Genomic DNA, 17,854 nt, shown 5'->3' with positions numbered 1-17,854 from the left:
TAATCAGAGATGCTTTAGTAAGATAGAGGTTATTAGGAGGAATAAACAATGGGATACAATGCCGGTTCATACGATGTCATAGTAATCGGTGCAGGCCATGCAGGATGTGAAGCTGGTCTTGCGGCAGCACGAATGGGCTCAAAAACATTAATGTTAACAATTAACTTAGATATGGTAGCGTTCATGCCATGCAACCCTTCTGTTGGTGGACCAGCAAAAGGGATTGTTGTTCGTGAAATTGATGCATTAGGCGGAGAAATGGGACGCAATATTGATAAAACACATATTCAAATGCGTATGTTAAATACGGGTAAAGGACCAGCTGTACGCGCGCTTCGTGCACAGGCTGATAAATTCTCTTACCAGCATGAGTTAAAGAAAACAATTGAAGAAACACCAAACTTAACGTTGTTTCAAGGTCTGGTAGAGCGTTTAATTGTTGAAGATGGTGTATGTAAAGGGGTAATTACACAAGCTGGTGCTGAATACACAGCGAAAACAGTTGTAATTACAACTGGAACATTTTTACGTGGTGAGATTATTATGGGAGATTTAAAATATTCAAGTGGTCCAAATAATCAGCAACCATCTATTACATTATCTGAACACTTAGAGGAACTTGGTTTTGATCTTGTTAGATTTAAAACAGGTACACCTCCGCGTGTAAACAGTAATACGATTGATTATAGTAAAACAGAAATTCAACCAGGTGATGATAAGCCACGTGCTTTCTCTTTTGAAACGACAAAATTTATTATGGATCAAATTCCATGTTGGTTAACGTATACAAGTACAGAAACACATCGTTTAATAGATGAAAACTTACATCGCTCAGCTATGTATTCTGGTATGATTAAAGGAACAGGGCCTAGATATTGCCCTTCAATTGAAGACAAGGTAGTAAGATTTAATGATAAACCACGTCATCAAATTTTCTTAGAGCCAGAAGGACGTAATACGCAAGAAGTATATGTACAAGGCTTATCGACGAGCTTACCAGAAGATGTACAGCGTGCAATGCTTAGAACAATTCCTGGCCTGGAAAATGTCGAAATGATGCGTACGGGTTATGCAATTGAATATGATGCAATTGTACCAACTCAGCTATGGCCAACACTTGAAACGAAAAAAATTAAAAATTTATATACAGCAGGACAAATTAATGGAACTTCTGGTTACGAAGAAGCGGCAGGACAAGGGCTTATGGCTGGAATTAATGCGGCGTGTCGTTCTTTAGGTAAAAAAGAAGTTATTTTAGGTCGCGCTGATGCATATATTGGTGTCTTAATTGATGATCTTGTAACAAAAGGTACAAATGAACCATACCGTTTATTAACGTCTCGTGCAGAATATCGTTTATTATTACGCCATGATAATGCAGATCTTCGTCTAACTGAGGTTGGGCGTGAAATTGGTTTAATTAAAGAAGATCGTTATGAGAGATTTACAAATAAAAAACTACAAATTGATCAGGAAAAGGAACGGTTAGAGAGTATTTTTATTAAACCGCGTCCTGAAGTTCAAGAATTAATTCGTAGTATTGGTGGAAGCGAATTGAAAGATGGAATACGTGCAAGTGATTTATTACGTCGTCCAGAGATGACATATGAGCATATTCATCTTTTAGTACCAAGTGAATTAGAATTAAATGATGAAATTACAGAACAAGTTGAAATTCAGATTAAGTACGAAGGATATATCGAGAAATCTTTACAGCAAGTAGAACGTATGAAGAAAATGGAAAACAAAAAAATCCCTGTAAATATTGATTATGATGCGATTTCTGGACTTGCATCAGAAGCTAGACAGAAATTGAAAGATGTTCGTCCGCTTTCGATGGGGCAAGCTTCACGTATTTCTGGCGTAAATCCAGCTGATGTTTCCATTTTGCTTATTTACATTGAACAAGGAAAAATTGCACGAGTATCGAACCAATAACATAGTAAGGAGATATTGCTAGATGAACATAGAACAATTTCAATCTATGCTAGAAGAGAAGGGTATTTCCCTCTCTTCTAGACAGTTAGAGCAGTTCAAAATCTACTTTGAAACGTTAGTAGAGTGGAATGAAAAAATGAACTTAACGGCTATTACGGAGAAAGAAGAAGTATACTTAAAACACTTTTTTGATTCTGTTACAGCGGCTTTTTATTATGATTTTTCGAAACCATTTTCTATTTGTGATGTTGGAGCCGGAGCCGGATTCCCAAGTATCCCTTTAAAGATCTGTTTCCCGCACTTAAAAGTAACGATTGTGGATTCATTACAAAAACGTATTAATTTCTTAAATAACTTAGCGCAAAAGTTAGAATTAAGTGATGTTGCATTTTGTCATGATCGTGCTGAAACATTTGGAAAAAAAGAAGGTGTACGTGAAGCATACGATATTGTAATGGCACGTGCAGTTGCACGTCTTTCTGTATTAAGTGAGCTATGTTTACCACTTGTAAAAGTAGGGGGAACATTCATTGCAATGAAAGGTGCAGCGGCGAACGAAGAAATCGAAAATGGCAAATATGCTTTAGAGGTACTTGGCGGAGAATTAAAAGAAATGTCTACGTTCCAATTACCGTTTGAAGAAAGTGAGCGTAACATTTTATTAATCGAGAAAAAGCGCAAGACACCAAAGAAATATCCACGCAAACCGGGAACGCCCAATAAATTGCCTATTGAAAAATAAATCTTATTAGACGTAAGATTAAATTATATAAATGAAAGCGTAAATGTTTCATAGGAAACATTTTATGTAGAATAGTCAATAGGCCTAAAAGGTGGTGGAATATGTATGAAAAATACGTTTTCTCGTTTATTTGGCTTTGGAGATAAAGAGAGCGAATTCGAATTACAAGACGAAAGCCATGAAGAAATAGATAAAAAGGTATATGAAGAAATACAGGAAATTCCGATAGTAAACATTACCCCTAACCGTTATCAACCACGAACAGTTTTTGACGATGCACGTATTGATGAGCTAGCGTTAACGATCCGTACACATGGGCTTATCCAGCCGATTGTTGTGAGACAGTATGAGGATGATAAGTACGAGATTATTGCCGGGGAAAGGCGTTTCCGCGCAGCAACAAAGTTAGGGTGGGAAAAAGTTCCTGCAATAATAAAGAATTTAAATGATACTGAGACAGCTTCTGTAGCGTTAATTGAAAATTTGCAACGTGAGGAATTAACAGCAATTGAGGAAGCTGTGGCATATCAAAAGCTGATTGAGTTACATAATTTAACACAAGAAGCATTGGCACAACGACTTGGAAAAGGACAATCGACAGTCGCAAATAAATTGCGATTATTAAAGTTGCCTGAAGAAATCAAAAGTAAATTATTAGAAAAAAGTATTACAGAACGGCATGCTCGCGCCCTTATTCCTTTGAAAAATGAGGAATTACAACTGAAGGTTTTACAAGAGATTGTGGAGAAGCAATTGAATGTAAAGCAAACAGAAGAGCGAATTGCAAAGTTACTAGAAGAAGTAAAACCAAAGCGCAAAGCGAAGCAAAAAGCAGTAAGTCGAGATGCGAGAATTGCTATGAACACAATTAGACAATCATTACAAATGGTTACTAACAGTGGTTTGAATGTTAATTCTGCGGAAGAAGAGTTTGATGAATACTATCAAATTACGATTAAAATTCCGAAGAAAAAATAGTTACGTGCTAGAGACCTTATCCTATTGGAGAGGTCTCTTTTACTATATTTTCTTGTTAAAGCAAGAAGGAGTTTAGAAATAAATTTTGAAGTTTAATAAGGACGTAAAAGAAAAACTTTTATTTCATGTTACAATAAACGTAATTGTTTCTAGAATAAGAAAGAAAGGTTGAAAGTAGGTGACATCATGGGAAAAATCATTGCTATTGCTAATCAAAAAGGCGGTGTTGGAAAAACAACAACATCCGTTAATTTAGGGGCTGGATTGGCACAAGTAGGAAAAAAAGTCCTTCTCGTAGATATTGATGCTCAAGGAAATGCAACGACTGGTGTAGGAATTGAAAAGTCTGAATTAGATCAATGTATTTATAATGTTCTTGTAGAAGATGCAGATGTTCAAGGCGTTATACGGAAAACCGCAACTGAAAACTTAGATGTTCTACCCGCTACAATTCAATTGGCTGGTGCTGAAATTGAATTGGTACCAACCATTTCCCGGGAAGTACGCTTGCAAAGAGCATTACAACCAATTCGTGATGAATATGAGTATATTATTATTGACTGTCCCCCATCCTTAGGATTATTAACGATTAATGCATTAACAGCAGCAGATTCTGTTATTATTCCTGTACAGTGTGAATATTACGCGCTGGAAGGGTTAAGTCAGCTATTAAATACAGTTCGACTTGTGCAAAAGCATTTAAATAAAAATTTAGCAATTCAAGGTGTATTGTTAACGATGTTGGATGCTCGTACAAATTTAGGAATTCAAGTTATAGATGAAGTGAAAAAATACTTTAGGGATAAAGTATATCGTTCGATTATTCCTCGTAATGTTCGCTTAAGTGAGGCACCAAGTCATGGAAAACCAATTATGCAGTATGACGCTAAATCAAGAGGAGCAGAAGTATATTTAGATTTAGCAGAGGAAGTGATTGCAGGTGGCTAAGGGATTAGGAAGAGGAATCAATGTGTTTTTTCCAGATTTAGATGTGAAAGAAGAAGAAACAATTCAGGAGATTATAGTAACTGAATTAAGGCCGAATCCATATCAACCACGTAAACATTTCAATAAAGAAGCGATTCAGGAATTAGCGGCTTCTATTAAAGAGCACGGTATATTGCAACCGTTAATTGCTCGAAAGAGTATTAAAGGATATGAAATAGTTGCAGGTGAAAGAAGATATCGTGCTGCTAAAGAGGCCGGACTTGAGAAAGTGCCTGCTGTCGTAAGGCAATTAAATGAGCAGCAAATGATGGAATTTGCTTTGCTTGAAAACTTACAACGAGAAGATTTAAATCCTATGGAAGAGGCAATGGCATATCAGATGTTAATGAACGAGCTAAATGTAACACAAGAACAATTAGCAAAACGTCTTGGTAAAAGCAGACCTTATATCGCAAATTATACTCGATTGTTAAGCCTCCCTTCATTCGTTCAAGATATGATTGCAAACGGTCAGCTTTCAATGGCTCATGGAAGAACTTTACTTACAATAAAAGATGAAGAACAGTTGAAATCTTTATTGAAGCGAATTGAAAAAGAAGGACTGAATGTTCGCCAATTGGAACAAATTGTTCAGGAAATTAATCAACGTGTTTCACGTGAAACACAACAAGTGAAAAAAGAAAGAAATATATTTTTTGTAGAGCGTGAAACGTTTTTAAGAGAAAAGTTTGGTACGGATGTAAAGATCAAAGAAACGAAAAAAGAAAAAGGTAAAATCGAAATCGAATTTTTTAATAAAGAAGATTTAAATCGAATTTTAGAATTATTATCAAAGGGAAATTAAAAAGCAAACCATCTTATTGTTTATAGATGGTTTGCTTTTTTTAATGCAGATAATTTTTGGTCTGTTTCTTTTATACTTTGTGCAATTACATCAGCCATCTTCATGACTAAACTTAGTCTTGTATTTTGAAGCACGAAAAACTCCATGAAACCATTTAAATTTACGATGCCATGAATATGCAAATCACCAATTTCAGGTAAGTTCTTATTCATCGCAGCTCCAGGTTTACTGGGGCCCTTTCCGGTAGTTATAGAACCGATACTTTGAGATTTTCCTAAACATGCATCAACAGCAATAATAAATGAAGTAGGGTTTTCTTCCTGAATATTTTGAATTTTTTCTTCTAAATTTAGTGCATGTATTGGTTCGTCTAGTGTGCCGAATACTTGAAGGTTTTTGATTTCAATTTGTTCTAGTTTAGTGCCAACTAATGGACCAAGTGCATCACCGGTAGAACGGTCCGTTCCGATACAAACAAGAATGAGTGGCATATTAGTCTTAATGGGAATATGGGAAAGTAAGAAATTACTGATTGTCTCGGAGGCTTCTAAGTCATGATGCATAACATTTTGAGTTTCTTTTTCAAAAAAAGGTAAGCGAAAACTTCTAATATTCATGAAGAACCCATCCTTTTAATAAATTTTCACAATATGTTATATGGTGTGTGAAATGGAAAATTATAAGTGCATACTTTTTGCAAACTGTGAATGAAAACGGAAATAATAGTACTAGTATATATATATTCGTTTCATTTTATACCTGAATGGAAGTTAACAAATGGAATTAAAGTCATAAATTTTTTTCAGAAATCAGAGAGAGTTCTGATACAATAATAAGGATAACTAAAAAGAAATTTTAGCTGGAGAGGTAGAGGGACATGGATTTAGCGTTGAAATGGTTTGAGTCCGTTGATTGGACGAATATAGGTGTGAAATCACTAAAAATAATCGTTATTTTAATACTTGGTGCAATCGTTGTGCGAGTTGCAAGAGCAATTGTACGAAATGCGTTTCGTATGGGAAGCCGTTCGCCGATTCAAATTTCAGAACGTCGTACAGTTACGGTAGCGAAGTTGCTTGAAAATATTGTGGCATACGTTGTTATGTTCATTATGTTAATTGCGATTTTGGGTGTGTTTGATATTAATGCGTCAGGTCTATTAGCCGGTGCTGGGGTAATTGGTTTAGCAGTCGGTTTTGGTGCACAAAGTTTAGTTAAAGATGTTATTACAGGATTATTTATTTTGTTAGAGGATCAATTTTCAGTAGGTGATTATGTAAGAATAGGTCAATTTGAAGGAACTGTTTTGGAAATCGGACTGCGCACAACGAAGATGAAAAGCTGGACAGGTGAAATTCATATAATACCAAATGGTAGTATTGTACAAGTAACGAACTTTTCCGTTAGTAATAGTGTAGCATTTGTTGATGTATCTATTTCTTATGAAAGTGATATAGTACGAGCGGAGCAAGTTATTGAAGATTTATTAGTGGAATTACCAGAAAAATATGAGAAAATGGTAACAACACCTCAATTGCTAGGTGTTCAAACATTGGCAGCGTCTGAAGTTGTATTACGTGTTATTGCTGAAGTTGAGCCGATGCAGCATGCAGTTATTGCGAGGGCTCTTCGCAAAGAGATTAAAAATCGTCTTGATTTACATGGGATTGAAATTCCATACCCACGTATGGTTTTATATAGTCGCGAAGAATTAGTTAGTGAAAAAGCAATTTAATAGTGGGAGGGATTTAGAGAATGGAGCAAAAGCAATATAACTTGTACGATGTTGTGGAAATGAAGAAAGCCCATCCATGCGGTGAAAATCGCTGGAAGATTATTCGTATGGGAATGGATATCCGCGTTAAGTGCGAGGGGTGTGACCATTCGGTAATGATTCCTCGAAGAGAGTTTGATCGCAAGGTGAAAAAAATACTTGTGAAGCATGAAGAATAGTGAAAAAGCAACGGCTGCGGTAGACAGCCGTTGCTTTTTTTCATTTGGTGGAAACTTGTCATTTTTTTCGTTACTATCTATAATGATGAAAGATTGAGACATAGGAGTGAAAAATATGGGATTAACGGCTGGGATTGTTGGATTACCTAACGTAGGGAAGTCCACTTTATTTAATGCAATTACACAAGCAGGAGCAGAATCTGCGAACTATCCATTCTGTACAATCGATCCAAACGTAGGGATTGTAGAAGTACCTGATGAGCGTTTAAATAAATTAACGGAATTAGTAGAACCGAAAAAAACTGTTCCGACTGTATTCGAATTTACTGATATCGCAGGTATCGTAAAAGGTGCGAGTAAAGGTGAAGGGTTAGGAAATAAATTCTTATCTCACATTCGTCAAGTAGATGCAATTTGCCAAGTTGTTCGTTGTTTTGAAGATGAAAATATTACGCACGTTTCAGGAAAAGTAGATCCAATTGATGACATTGAAACAATCAACTTAGAGCTAATCTTAGCGGATTTGGAATCTGTTGATAAACGTATCGAACGAGTTGCGAAGTTAGCAAGACAAAAAGATAAAGAAGCTGTATATGAGCATGAAATTTTAGTTCGTTTAAAAGAAGCTTTTGAAGAGGGAAAACCAGCTCGTACTGTTGAATTTACAGAAGAGCAAATGAAGATTGTTAAAGGCCTTCATTTACTTACAACGAAAGAAATGCTATACGTAGCAAACGTAAGTGAAGATGATATTATGGATCCTTCTGAAAATAAATATGTACAAATGGTAAAAGAATTTGCAGCAAATGAAAATTCACAAGTAATTGTTGTATGTGCAAAAATCGAATCAGAAATTGCTGAGTTAGATGAGGAAGAGAAGAAAGTATTCCTTGAAGAACTAGGTATTGAAGAATCTGGTTTAGATCAATTAATTCGTGCTGCATATGACTTGTTAGGACTTGCTACTTACTTCACAGCTGGTGTGCAAGAAGTACGTGCATGGACGTTTAAACAAGGTATGAAAGCACCACAATGTGCTGGTGTTATTCATACGGACTTTGAGCGTGGATTTATTCGTGCGGAAACAGTTTCTTATGCTGATTTAATGACAAATGGCTCTATGACAGCTGCAAAAGAAGCTGGTAAAGTACGTTTAGAAGGAAAAGAGTATATCGTAAAAGACGGAGATGTTATGCACTTCCGTTTTAATGTGTAATAACGATATTTCCTAGGAAAAATAAAGATATGAACTTGGCAAATATATGATATGTTTGCCAAGCTTTTTATTTATCGGTTAGTTGATTCATCTAACTTACTATGATATAATCTAAACTCGTGAGTAATTACTATATAATTAATTGCTCCTTGCCCATTATGGGCCGTTTAGACCAAAAGGAGGTGAAAGTGTAATGAGAAAGTACGAAATTATGTACATCATTCGTCCTGGCGTTGAAGAAGAAGCTCAAAAAGCTTTAGTTGAACGTTTCGCAGGTGTTTTAACAAACAATGGTGCAGAAATCATTAACACAAAAGAGTGGGGTAAGCGTCGTTTAGCTTACGAAATCAACGACTTACGTGAAGGTTTCTACATGATCTTAAACGTGAACTCTAACGCAGAAGCGATTAACGAATTCGACCGTTTAGCTAAGATCAACGAAGATATCCTTCGTCATATCGTTGTTAAAGAAGAAGAAAAATAATTAAGATATATAGGGAGAGTGGTTCGATTGATGAATCGTGTTATCCTCGTTGGTCGCTTAACTAAGGACCCTGACTTACGTTACACGCCTAATGGTGTTGCGGTAGCTACTTTTACGTTAGCTGTGAATCGCGCATTTGCGAATCAACAAGGTGAGCGTGAAGCTGACTTTATTAATTGTGTAATATGGCGTAAACAAGCAGAAAACGTGGCAAATTATTTGAAAAAAGGTAGCTTAGCAGGCGTAGATGGACGTCTTCAAACTCGTAATTACGATGGACAAGATGGTAAACGTGTATATGTAACAGAAGTTCTTGCGGAGAGCGTACAATTTTTAGAGCCGCGTAATGGCGGTGGGGAGCAACGAGGTTCGTTCAATCAGCAACCATCAGGAGCTGGTTACGGTAACCAAGGCTCTAACCCATTTGATCAGTCTAGTAATCCGGGTAACTCAGGTAACACTGGTAACTCTGGATTTACAAAGAATGATGATCCATTTTCGAATGTTGGTCAACCGATTGACATTTCGGACGACGATTTACCATTTTAATGGTATGAATCGGTTATTTTTAACAAAGAATGGAGGGAATAGACATGGCAGGACGCAAAGGTGGACGTGCGAAACGTCGTAAGGTGTGTTTCTTCACATCTAACGGCATCACTCGCATTGACTATAAAGATGTTGATTTATTAAAACGTTTCGTTTCTGAGCGTGGTAAAATTTTACCTCGTCGTGTAACAGGAACAAGCGCAAAATACCAACGCAAACTTACAGTTGCAATTAAACGTGCTCGTCAAATGGCACTTTTACCATATGTTGGTGAATAATAGCGTATGAAATGCACAGTAGAGTCGGACTCTACTGTGCATTTTGCTATGCTTTTCTTTTTTGAGAGAGAGGTTGGATGATGAAAAACACGAAATTTATTACTGAAGGTGCAGCGTTATTGGCTATATATGCCATTTTGTTACTTATATCTAGGTATGTTCCAATTTTAGGTACAATGGTAACGTTTGTGCTGCCGTTACCATTTATATTATTAACAGTAAGACATAAACTATCTAATATGCTTGTGATTTTTGTAGCGGCACTTTTTATTACAGTTATTGTGAGTCAGCCGATTAGTCTCATAAAGACGGTGATGTTTGGATTAATAGGCGTTGTATTAGGATATATGTATAAAAAAGGGAAAAAACCAGTGGAGATATTGATAGCTGGAACGCTTGCGTATTTAATTGGTATAATGCTCATTTATGTTGGAAGTATAAAGTTTTTCAACATAGATTTAATGAAGCAAATGCAAAATATGTTTAGTGAAAGTATGGTGCAAAGTGAAAAGATAGCAAATGCTGCTGGTATGCCAGTTAGTAAGGAACAAAAAGAGTTGTTTGCACAAATGAATGATATATTACAAACGTTATTTCCAAGTATACTTGTGCTAGTTTCTGTATGTTTTTCTTGGATCACAGTGCTAATATCCGGTAGTGTTTTGAGAAAGTTAAAGCACGACGTTACACCTTGGCCTAAATTTAAAGATATACAATTGCCAAAGAGTATTGTCTGGTATTACGTCATATTTATTTTGTTAGCAACTTTTCTAAAAGTAGAACCAACATCATATTTACATATGGTATTTTCTAACCTATATGTAATCTTTGCTTTGCTGCTCGTATTGCAAGGATTAACGTTTATCACCTTTTTAGCACACAGAAAAGGTTTTACTAGAGGTATTCCTATTATTAGTTTTATTGTATGTATGTTTATTCCAATGCTGTTTCCTCTTGTGACAATCTTAGGTATAATTGATTTAGGGATTTCATTGCGTTCTAAAATAGGGGAATAAAATAATATTCCTTACACTATTTTAATTTGTTTAACTAACTGGAAGGTGAGTTAGTTTTACTTTATAGGAGTTGTATACATGCCTGAATTTTATAAGAAACAGTGGTTTTTATATCCTGTTTACGTATTGGCATTTTTTGTGTTGGTGCTAATCTCGATTCTCTGTTATTTCCACTTAATCATGGGGATATCTTCCTTTTTTATTTTTAGCATCGTTTTCTTTTTAGTTATACGATTTGAACTTACCTTTCAAAGGAACTTTGAAAAGTATACGACAGATATGATTACTAGGGTAAAAAAAGTGAGTAACGAAGCATTCAACCAGATGCCAATCGGTATATTGTTATACAATAAGGAGTATGGGATTGATTGGGCAAATCCTTACTTGTCTTCATGCTTGGGGCAACATGCATTAGCTGGGTGGCATCTGTACGATGTATCAGAAACATTACTCCTTTTTATTAAAGGAGAGACTTCTGATGATATAGTATCTTTAAATAGTCGAAAGTTCCGTGTGTTTGTAAGGAAAGAAGAAAAACTAATTTATTTTTTTGATGTAACTGAGCAAACAGAGATTGAAAAAATGTATGAGGATCAGCGCACTGTTTTAGCTGTTATTTATTTAGATAATTACGATGAAGTTACACAAGGGTTAGATGATCAATTACGTACGAATATAACAAGTCTTGTGACGTCACGTCTAAATGAATGGGCCGTTAAGTATGGTGCATATTTGAAACGTGCATCTTCAGAAAGATTCTTCGTTGTACTAAATGAAAGTATTTTAGCGCAAATGGAGAAAGGGAAATTTAGTATTTTGGATCAAGTGCGTGAAGAAACATCAAAAAGGAATATACCACTTACATTAAGTGTTGGTGTTGGATCAGGTGATTTACCTTTATCAGAGCTTGGAGCGATGGCTCAATCTGGTTTAGACCTTGCGTTAGGAAGAGGAGGAGACCAAGTAGCTATTAAACAAGCGACGGGTAAAGTTAAGTTTTACGGTGGTAAGACGAATCCGGTTGAAAAGCGTACTCGTGTACGTGCTAGAGTTATTTCGCATGCATTAAAGGATTTAGTATTAGAAAGCAGTAATGTCATTATAATGGGGCATAGAGCTCCTGATATGGATGCGATTGGTGCAGCGATTGGTATTTTAAAGGTAGCTCAATTAAATGAGCGCAAAGGATATATTGTATTAGATGAAAATGATTCTGATAAAGGAATCAAACGTTTGATGGATAAAGTGAAACAAAATGAAGAGTTATGGTCACACTTTATTACACCAGGGCAAGCGATGGAATTTGCAAATGACGATTCATTACTTGTTGTTGTTGACACGCATAAACCTTCAATGGTGATGGAGGAAAAACTGTTACATAAGATTGAAAATGTAGTAGTTATTGACCATCATCGCCGTGGAGAAGATTTCATTGAGGACCCATTGCTTGTTTATATGGAGCCATACGCTTCTTCAACGGCAGAGCTTGTTACAGAATTACTTGAGTATCAACCTAAAAATTTAAAGATGACAATGTTAGAAGCAACAGCATTGTTAGCTGGTATTATTGTTGATACGAAAAGTTTTACATTCCGTACAGGCGCTCGCACATTTGATGCCGCTTCTTATTTACGCTCGCATGGCGCAGACACTGTACTTGTACAAGAACTTTTAAAAGAAGATATGGGTCAGTATTTACGAGTTGCAAAAGCCATTAAAAATGCGTACATTTATAAAAATGGAATTGCGATTGCTAAAGTTGATGGTGATGAATATTATGACCAAGTACTTATTGCACAATCAGCAGACACATTATTGACAATGACAGGTATCATTGCATCGTTTGTTATTGCAAAACGTGGAGAAAATTTCATTGGAATTAGTGGTAGATCTTTAGGTGAATTGAATGTACAGCTAATTATGGAGAATTTAGGAGGTGGCGGGCATTTAACAAATGCAGCCACACAAATGAAAAATGTTACAGTAGATGAAGCAGAGGAGAAGCTTCGATTTGTTATTGATGACTATTTACAGGGAGGCACACAATCATGAAAGTAATTTTTCTAAAAGACGTAAAAGGTAAAGGTAAAAAAGGAGAAATAAAAAACGTACCAGACGGTTATGCAAATAATTTCTTACTAAAACAAGGGTTAGCTGCCGAAGCGACAAACAGCAGTATGAAAACTTTGGATGCTCAAAAGCGTAAAGAGGAAAAAGATGCAGCAGCAGAGCTTGAAAATGCAAAACAATTAAAAGAAACATTAGAGAAATTAACTGTAGAATTAAAGGCGAAATCTGGAGAAGGTGGCCGTTTATTTGGTTCTATTACAAGCAAACAAATTGTAGATGCAATGCAAAAATCACACAAGATTAAACTTGATAAACGTAAATTTGAAATGGACGATGCAATACGTGCATTAGGTTATACAAACGTCACTGTAAAATTGCATCCGCAAGTAACAGCGGCAGTAAAAGTTCATGTTAGTGAACAATAAAAATAAATTAAGCAAGGAGGATTGCGCATGAGTGATGTACTGGCTGATCGTACCCCTCCGCATAATATAGAAGCAGAGCAGGCGGTTTTAGGGGCTATATTGATTGATCAAGATGCATTAACGTCAGCATCAGAGCTGTTGCTACCTGACTCGTTCTATCGAACGAAACATCAAAAGATTTTTGAAGTCATGCTTGGGTTGTCTGATAAGGGAGAACCAATCGACTTAGTAATAATGACATCAGCGATGGCTGATCAAGGGTTACTAGAAGAAGTTGGTGGGGTTTCTTATCTAGCAGAATTAGCAGAAGTTGTTCCAACAGCTGCAAACGTAGAATATTATGCACGCATCATCGCTGAAAAGGCACTTTTACGTCGTTTAATTCGAACGGCGACTCATATTGTATCGGATGGATACGAGCGAGAAGATGATGTGGACGGCCTTTTAAATGAGGCTGAGAAAAAAATATTAGAAGTATCACATCAAACAAATGCAAAAGCATTCCAAAACATTAAAGATGTTCTTGTAGATGCTTATGATAAAATTGAACTTTTGCATAATCAAAAAGGTGAAGTTACCGGGATACCAACTGGATTTACTGAATTAGATAAGATGACCGCGGGTTTTCAGCGAAATGATTTAATCATCGTAGCAGCGCGTCCGTCGGTGGGGAAAACTGCATTTTCATTAAATATCGCACAAAACGTAGCGACGAAAACGGATGAAAATGTAGCGATTTTTAGTTTGGAGATGGGCTCTGATCAGCTTGTTATGCGTATGCTTTGTGCAGAAGGAAATATTGATGCGCAAAGACTCCGTACCGGTTCATTAACTTCTGATGATTGGGCGAAATTAACAATGGCGATGGGTAGCCTTTCTAATGCTGGTATATATATTGATGATACACCAGGGATTAAAGTAAATGAAATTCGAGCAAAATGTCGTAGATTAAAGCAAGAACAAGGTCTTGGGATGGTTTTGATTGACTATTTACAGCTTATTCAAGGAAGTGGGAAATCAGGAGAAAACCGTCAGCAGGAAGTATCTGAGATTTCTCGTACATTAAAAGGGATTGCACGTGAATTGCAAGTACCTGTTATCGCCTTGTCACAGTTATCTCGTGGTGTAGAATCTCGTCAAGATAAACGTCCGATGATGTCTGACATTCGTGAATCAGGAAGTATCGAGCAGGATGCTGACATTGTAGCCTTCCTATATCGTGAAGATTACTATGATCGTGAAACAGAAAATAAAAATACAATTGAAATTATCATTGCAAAACAACGTAATGGTCCGGTAGGTTCAGTAGAGCTTGCGTTTGTTAAGGAATTTAATAAATTCGTCAACTTAGAACGCCGTTTTGAGGGTGGACATGCACCGCACGCATAAAGGCAGTATAAAAAAGAAACACATTTCTTATAATAAGATGTGTTTCTTTTTTTTTATATGAAAGATAGGGCTTTCATAAGGTGAATATGTAATTCTTACGAACGAAAACGTTTTTCGATAAAAAAATGTTCGCTTTTTGGTTGACTTCTCTTTCTGTTTTGGTACAATTATATTGTTTGAATAGATCGTTTGAAAATTGCGGAGGTGCTTTAATAATGTCTTCAGTAGTAGTTGTAGGAACACAATGGGGCGACGAAGGAAAAGGTAAAATCACTGATTTTCTTTCTGAGCATGCGGAAGTAGTTGCAAGATATCAAGGTGGAAATAACGCGGGACATACAATTGTTTTCGGCGGAGTTAAATATAAATTACACTTAATTCCATCTGGTATTTTCTATAAAGAGAAAATTTGTGTAATCGGAAACGGCTTAGTAGTAGATCCGAAAGCATTACTTGAAGAGTTAAAATATTTACATGATCGTGGTGTAAGTACTGATAATTTACGTGTAAGTAACCGTGCGCACGTTATCTTACCTTATCACTTAAAACAAGATGAGTTAGAAGAAGCGAGTAAAGGTGATAACAAAATCGGTACAACGAAAAAAGGTATCGGTCCTGCATATATGGATAAAGCTGCTCGTATCGGTATCCGTATGGCTGATCTTTTAGACCGTGAAGCATTTAAAGAGAAGCTTGAGCGCAATTTAGTAGAAAAAAATCGTTTATTTGAAAAAATGTACGATACAGAAGGTTTCAGCGTAGAAGAAATCTTTGAAGAGTACTTCGAATATGGACAACAAATCGCACAATATGTATGCGACACATCTGTTGTATTAAATGATGCACTAGATAACAATCACCGTGTATTATTTGAAGGTGCACAAGGTGTTATGCTTGATATTGACCACGGTACGTACCCATTCGTTACATCTTCTAACCCGATTGCTGGTGGTGTAACAGTTGGAACTGGAGTTGGTCCTGCGAAAGTTACTCGCGTTGTAGGTGTATGTAAAGCATATACAAGCCGTGTTGGTGACGGTCCATTTCCTACTGAACTTAATGATGAAATTGGTCATCAAATTCGTGAAGTTGGTCGTGAATATGGAACAACAACTGGTCGTCCGCGCCGCGTAGGTTGGTTCGATAGTGTTGTTGTAAGACATGCACGTCGCGTTAGTGGTTTAACAGATTTATCATTAAACTCTATCGATGTATTAACAGGTATTCCAACTCTTAAAATCTGTGTTGCTTACAAATATAACGGAGAAGTTTTAGATGAAGTTCCAGCAAACTTAAACATTTTAGCGAAATGTGAGCCTGTATATGAAGAGCTTCCAGGTTGGACAGAAGATGTTACTGCTGTGAAATCATTGGATGAACTTCCTGAAAATGCAAGAAAATACATAGAGCGTGTTTCTGAATTAACAGGAATCCAATTATCTATGTTCTCGGTTGGACCAGATCGTAATCAAACAAATATCGTTCGTAATGTATACGAAGCTTAATTGATATAAGAAATTGATTTTTTTAAGAAAAAACTCATGTTTTCATGAGTTTTTTCTTATCTTTTATAAAAAAATAAAAAAAGGTATTGCAAAAACAAAGGATAACATGTTATGATATGTCTTGTCGTCACGAAAATATGACGTTGGTGAGTATGAGCCATTAGCTCAGTTGGTAGAGCATCTGACTTTTAATCAGAGGGTCGAAGGTTCGAATCCTTCATGGCTCACCATTTTATTTTTCGTGGCCCGTTGGTCAAGTGGTTAAGACACCGCCCTTTCACGGCGGTAACACGGGTTCGAATCCCGTACGGGTCATGTTTTTTTATGTTCATTTTTGGTCCCGTGGTGTAGTGGTTAACATGCCTGCCTGTCACGCAGGAGATCGCCGGTTCGACCCCGGTCGGGACCGCCACTTTTGTTTATACCACCATTAGTGGTTTTATATATAGTTTTGGCTCGGTAGCTCAGTCGGTAGAGCAGAGGACTGAAAATCCTCGTGTCGGCGGTTCGATTCCGTCCCGAGCCACTCTCAGGATATTAAGTGGGCCCACTTAATATCCTTTTTATTTATGTAATTTTACAAAATTGAGTAGTTATTTTAAAATAGAATGAGGAGCCTCTAGCAGTTGAAGCTAGAGGTTTTTCTATAGATCGTATAAGATTCCATGTAAAAGTGGATCGTATATGAGTCTATGAGAATAGAGGAGAAAATAATTAAACAGAGGGCGCGGTCATATAGGGACATACTATATAAGCGTCAATGTGTTTAGGGATGATTGACCATATTTTTATAAGGAGGAAATAGGCGATGATGGGAAAGAAAATTTTAGTAGTTGATGATGAAAAGCCGATTGCGGATATTTTGAAGTTCAACCTAGAAAAAGAAGGTTTTGAAATTGTAATGGCGCATGATGGTGATGAGGCGATTGCAAAAGCAAATGAAGAACAGCCAGATATGGTTTTATTAGATATTATGTTACCGGGAAAAGACGGTTTAGAGGTATGTCGTGAAATACGTAAAAGCTCAGAAATGCCAATTATTATGCTTACAGCAAAAGACTCTGAAATTGATAAAGTATTAGGGCTTGAGCTTGGGGCAGATGATTATGTAACGAAGCCATTTAGTACGAGGGAGTTACTTGCTCGTGTGAAAGCGAATTTACGTCGCCATCAGCAGGGTGGTGCTGCAGAGAAAGAAGAAAATACCGAAATGGTTATTGGACCAATCGTTATCAATTCGAACGCTTATAGTGTAACGAAGCGTGAAGAAAGCATTGAGCTTACACATCGTGAATTTGAATTACTACATTATTTAGCGAAGCATTTAGGTCAAGTTATGACTCGTGAACATTTATTACAAACAGTTTGGGGTTATGATTATTTTGGAGATGTACGTACAGTAGACGTAACGGTACGTCGTTTACGCGAAAAAATTGAAGATAATCCAAGTCATCCTACTTTAATTGTAACTAGACGTGGGGTAGGGTATTACTTGCGTGACCCAGAACAGGAATAGTAT

18 protein-coding genes and 4 tRNA genes are annotated in these 17,854 nt (G+C 36.5%); 21 read left to right on the top strand and 1 reads right to left on the bottom strand.

The genetic code is table 11. The features are described from left to right. Nucleotides 1-48: 48 nt before the first annotated feature. The 5 genes from mnmG to spo0J all read left to right on the top strand — a co-directional run bounded on the left by mnmG (nucleotide 49) and on the right by spo0J (nucleotide 5,450). Nucleotides 49-1,938 (top strand): tRNA uridine-5-carboxymethylaminomethyl(34) synthesis enzyme MnmG, encoded by a 1,890-nt coding sequence (mnmG, locus tag MR071_RS09455; protein WP_105587937.1) that lies wholly within the window; start codon nucleotides 49-51, stop codon nucleotides 1,936-1,938. 22 nt (nucleotides 1,939-1,960) lie between these two features. Then, nucleotides 1,961-2,680, top strand: a complete 720-nt coding sequence (rsmG, locus tag MR071_RS09450; protein WP_105587938.1) for a 16S rRNA (guanine(527)-N(7))-methyltransferase RsmG — start codon at nucleotides 1,961-1,963, stop codon at nucleotides 2,678-2,680. Between the two features lie 105 nt (nucleotides 2,681-2,785). Next, nucleotides 2,786-3,658, top strand: coding sequence for a nucleoid occlusion protein (noc, locus tag MR071_RS09445; RefSeq protein WP_105587939.1), 873 nt, complete (start codon nucleotides 2,786-2,788; stop codon nucleotides 3,656-3,658). A 186-nt stretch (nucleotides 3,659-3,844) separates the two neighbouring features. Beyond that, nucleotides 3,845-4,606, top strand: coding sequence for a sporulation initiation inhibitor protein Soj (gene soj / locus MR071_RS09440; protein ID WP_002113231.1), 762 nt, complete (start codon nucleotides 3,845-3,847; stop codon nucleotides 4,604-4,606). Further along, on the top strand, nucleotides 4,599-5,450 hold the full coding sequence (spo0J, locus tag MR071_RS09435) for a stage 0 sporulation protein Spo0J (RefSeq protein ID WP_171902578.1): 852 nt from the start codon (nucleotides 4,599-4,601) through the stop codon (nucleotides 5,448-5,450). The genes soj and spo0J overlap by 8 nt, the downstream gene beginning before the upstream one ends. A 20-nt stretch (nucleotides 5,451-5,470) precedes the next feature. On the opposite strand, the gene yyaC is transcribed toward spo0J, so the two are convergent. After that, a complete protein-coding gene (gene yyaC, locus MR071_RS09430) occupies nucleotides 5,471-6,067 on the bottom strand; it encodes a spore protease YyaC (RefSeq protein WP_242235806.1) in 597 nt (198 codons plus the stop codon). Nucleotides 6,068-6,327: 260 nt separating this feature from the next. Here yyaC and MR071_RS09425 point away from each other — a divergent pair, with 260 nt between their 5' ends. From MR071_RS09425 to walR, 16 genes are all read left to right on the top strand, one after another. Next, entirely contained in the window at nucleotides 6,328-7,185 is an 858-nt protein-coding gene (locus MR071_RS09425) for a mechanosensitive ion channel family protein (RefSeq protein ID WP_105587941.1), read from the top strand. Nucleotides 7,186-7,205: 20 nt separating this feature from the next. Continuing rightward, entirely contained in the window at nucleotides 7,206-7,403 is a 198-nt protein-coding gene (locus tag MR071_RS09420) for a DUF951 domain-containing protein (protein ID WP_000436054.1), read from the top strand. Nucleotides 7,404-7,518: 115 nt separating this feature from the next. Beyond that, nucleotides 7,519-8,619 carry a redox-regulated ATPase YchF gene (gene ychF, locus MR071_RS09415; protein ID WP_098889019.1) on the top strand — a complete coding sequence of 367 codons (1,101 nt, stop codon included), beginning with the start codon at nucleotides 7,519-7,521 and terminating at the stop codon, nucleotides 8,617-8,619. A gap of 193 nt (nucleotides 8,620-8,812) precedes the next feature. Continuing rightward, the gene (gene rpsF, locus MR071_RS09410; protein WP_001233781.1) at nucleotides 8,813-9,103 is read left to right on the top strand and encodes a 30S ribosomal protein S6; all 291 of its coding nucleotides are present in this window, start codon (nucleotides 8,813-8,815) and stop codon (nucleotides 9,101-9,103) included. A 27-nt stretch (nucleotides 9,104-9,130) separates the two neighbouring features. Continuing rightward, nucleotides 9,131-9,652 (top strand): single-stranded DNA-binding protein, encoded by a 522-nt coding sequence (ssb, locus tag MR071_RS09405; protein WP_105587942.1) that lies wholly within the window; start codon nucleotides 9,131-9,133, stop codon nucleotides 9,650-9,652. Nucleotides 9,653-9,696: 44 nt separating this feature from the next. Beyond that, nucleotides 9,697-9,930, top strand: a complete 234-nt coding sequence (rpsR, locus tag MR071_RS09400; RefSeq protein ID WP_000918874.1) for a 30S ribosomal protein S18 — start codon at nucleotides 9,697-9,699, stop codon at nucleotides 9,928-9,930. An 80-nt stretch (nucleotides 9,931-10,010) separates the two neighbouring features. Then, nucleotides 10,011-10,946, top strand: a complete 936-nt coding sequence (locus MR071_RS09395) for a YybS family protein (RefSeq protein ID WP_242235804.1) — start codon at nucleotides 10,011-10,013, stop codon at nucleotides 10,944-10,946. A gap of 78 nt (nucleotides 10,947-11,024) precedes the next feature. Then, nucleotides 11,025-12,998: a DHH family phosphoesterase gene (locus MR071_RS09390; RefSeq protein ID WP_105587944.1), complete on the top strand. Its 1,974-nt coding sequence runs from the start codon at nucleotides 11,025-11,027 to the stop codon at nucleotides 12,996-12,998. Beyond that, nucleotides 12,995-13,441: a 50S ribosomal protein L9 gene (gene rplI, locus MR071_RS09385; RefSeq protein ID WP_193657955.1), complete on the top strand. Its 447-nt coding sequence runs from the start codon at nucleotides 12,995-12,997 to the stop codon at nucleotides 13,439-13,441. Before MR071_RS09390 ends, rplI begins: the two co-directional genes overlap by 4 nt. Nucleotides 13,442-13,468: 27 nt before the next feature. Next, nucleotides 13,469-14,830, top strand: a complete 1,362-nt coding sequence (dnaB, locus tag MR071_RS09380) for a replicative DNA helicase (RefSeq protein WP_105587946.1) — start codon at nucleotides 13,469-13,471, stop codon at nucleotides 14,828-14,830. A 215-nt stretch (nucleotides 14,831-15,045) separates the two neighbouring features. Continuing rightward, nucleotides 15,046-16,335, top strand: coding sequence for an adenylosuccinate synthase (locus tag MR071_RS09375; RefSeq protein ID WP_242235801.1), 1,290 nt, complete (start codon nucleotides 15,046-15,048; stop codon nucleotides 16,333-16,335). 154 nt (nucleotides 16,336-16,489) lie between these two features. Then, nucleotides 16,490-16,565: transfer RNA gene (locus MR071_RS09370), tRNA-Lys, on the top strand. A 13-nt stretch (nucleotides 16,566-16,578) separates the two neighbouring features. Then, nucleotides 16,579-16,650: transfer RNA gene (locus MR071_RS09365), tRNA-Glu, on the top strand. Nucleotides 16,651-16,671: 21 nt separating this feature from the next. Continuing rightward, a tRNA-Asp gene (locus MR071_RS09360) sits at nucleotides 16,672-16,747 on the top strand. Between the two features lie 41 nt (nucleotides 16,748-16,788). Beyond that, nucleotides 16,789-16,861, top strand: a tRNA-Phe gene (locus MR071_RS09355). Between the two features lie 282 nt (nucleotides 16,862-17,143). Next, a complete protein-coding gene (walR, locus tag MR071_RS09350; protein WP_105586717.1) occupies nucleotides 17,144-17,851 on the top strand; it encodes a cell wall metabolism DNA-binding response regulator WalR in 708 nt (235 codons plus the stop codon). Nucleotides 17,852-17,854 lie beyond the last annotated feature (3 nt).

This window comes from Bacillus cereus group sp. BfR-BA-01316 (assembly GCF_022664195.1).
GTDB lineage: Bacteria > Bacillota > Bacilli > Bacillales > Bacillaceae_G > Bacillus_A.
The sequence above is the reverse complement of the archived record's forward strand: the minus strand, read 5'-3'. Positions and strand labels throughout refer to the sequence as shown.

Bases quoted from the DNA above. Each gene is read 5' to 3' on its own strand.
- mnmG (WP_105587937.1), top strand. From the start codon at position 49: ATGGGATACAATGCCGGTTCATACGATGTCATAGTAATCGGTGCAGGC.
- rsmG (WP_105587938.1), top strand. From the start codon at position 1,961: ATGAACATAGAACAATTTCAATCTATGCTAGAAGAGAAGGGTATTTCC.
- noc (WP_105587939.1), top strand. From the start codon at position 2,786: ATGAAAAATACGTTTTCTCGTTTATTTGGCTTTGGAGATAAAGAGAGC.
- soj (WP_002113231.1), top strand. From the start codon at position 3,845: ATGGGAAAAATCATTGCTATTGCTAATCAAAAAGGCGGTGTTGGAAAA.
- yyaC (WP_242235806.1), bottom strand. From the start codon at position 6,067: ATGAATATTAGAAGTTTTCGCTTACCTTTTTTTGAAAAAGAAACTCAA.
- MR071_RS09425 (WP_105587941.1), top strand. From the start codon at position 6,328: ATGGATTTAGCGTTGAAATGGTTTGAGTCCGTTGATTGGACGAATATA.
- MR071_RS09420 (WP_000436054.1), top strand. From the start codon at position 7,206: ATGGAGCAAAAGCAATATAACTTGTACGATGTTGTGGAAATGAAGAAA.
- ychF (WP_098889019.1), top strand. From the start codon at position 7,519: ATGGGATTAACGGCTGGGATTGTTGGATTACCTAACGTAGGGAAGTCC.
- rpsF (WP_001233781.1), top strand. From the start codon at position 8,813: ATGAGAAAGTACGAAATTATGTACATCATTCGTCCTGGCGTTGAAGAA.
- rpsR (WP_000918874.1), top strand. From the start codon at position 9,697: ATGGCAGGACGCAAAGGTGGACGTGCGAAACGTCGTAAGGTGTGTTTC.
- MR071_RS09395 (WP_242235804.1), top strand. From the start codon at position 10,011: ATGAAAAACACGAAATTTATTACTGAAGGTGCAGCGTTATTGGCTATA.
- MR071_RS09390 (WP_105587944.1), top strand. From the start codon at position 11,025: ATGCCTGAATTTTATAAGAAACAGTGGTTTTTATATCCTGTTTACGTA.
- rplI (WP_193657955.1), top strand. From the start codon at position 12,995: ATGAAAGTAATTTTTCTAAAAGACGTAAAAGGTAAAGGTAAAAAAGGA.
- dnaB (WP_105587946.1), top strand. From the start codon at position 13,469: ATGAGTGATGTACTGGCTGATCGTACCCCTCCGCATAATATAGAAGCA.
- MR071_RS09375 (WP_242235801.1), top strand. From the start codon at position 15,046: ATGTCTTCAGTAGTAGTTGTAGGAACACAATGGGGCGACGAAGGAAAA.
- walR (WP_105586717.1), top strand. From the start codon at position 17,144: ATGATGGGAAAGAAAATTTTAGTAGTTGATGATGAAAAGCCGATTGCG.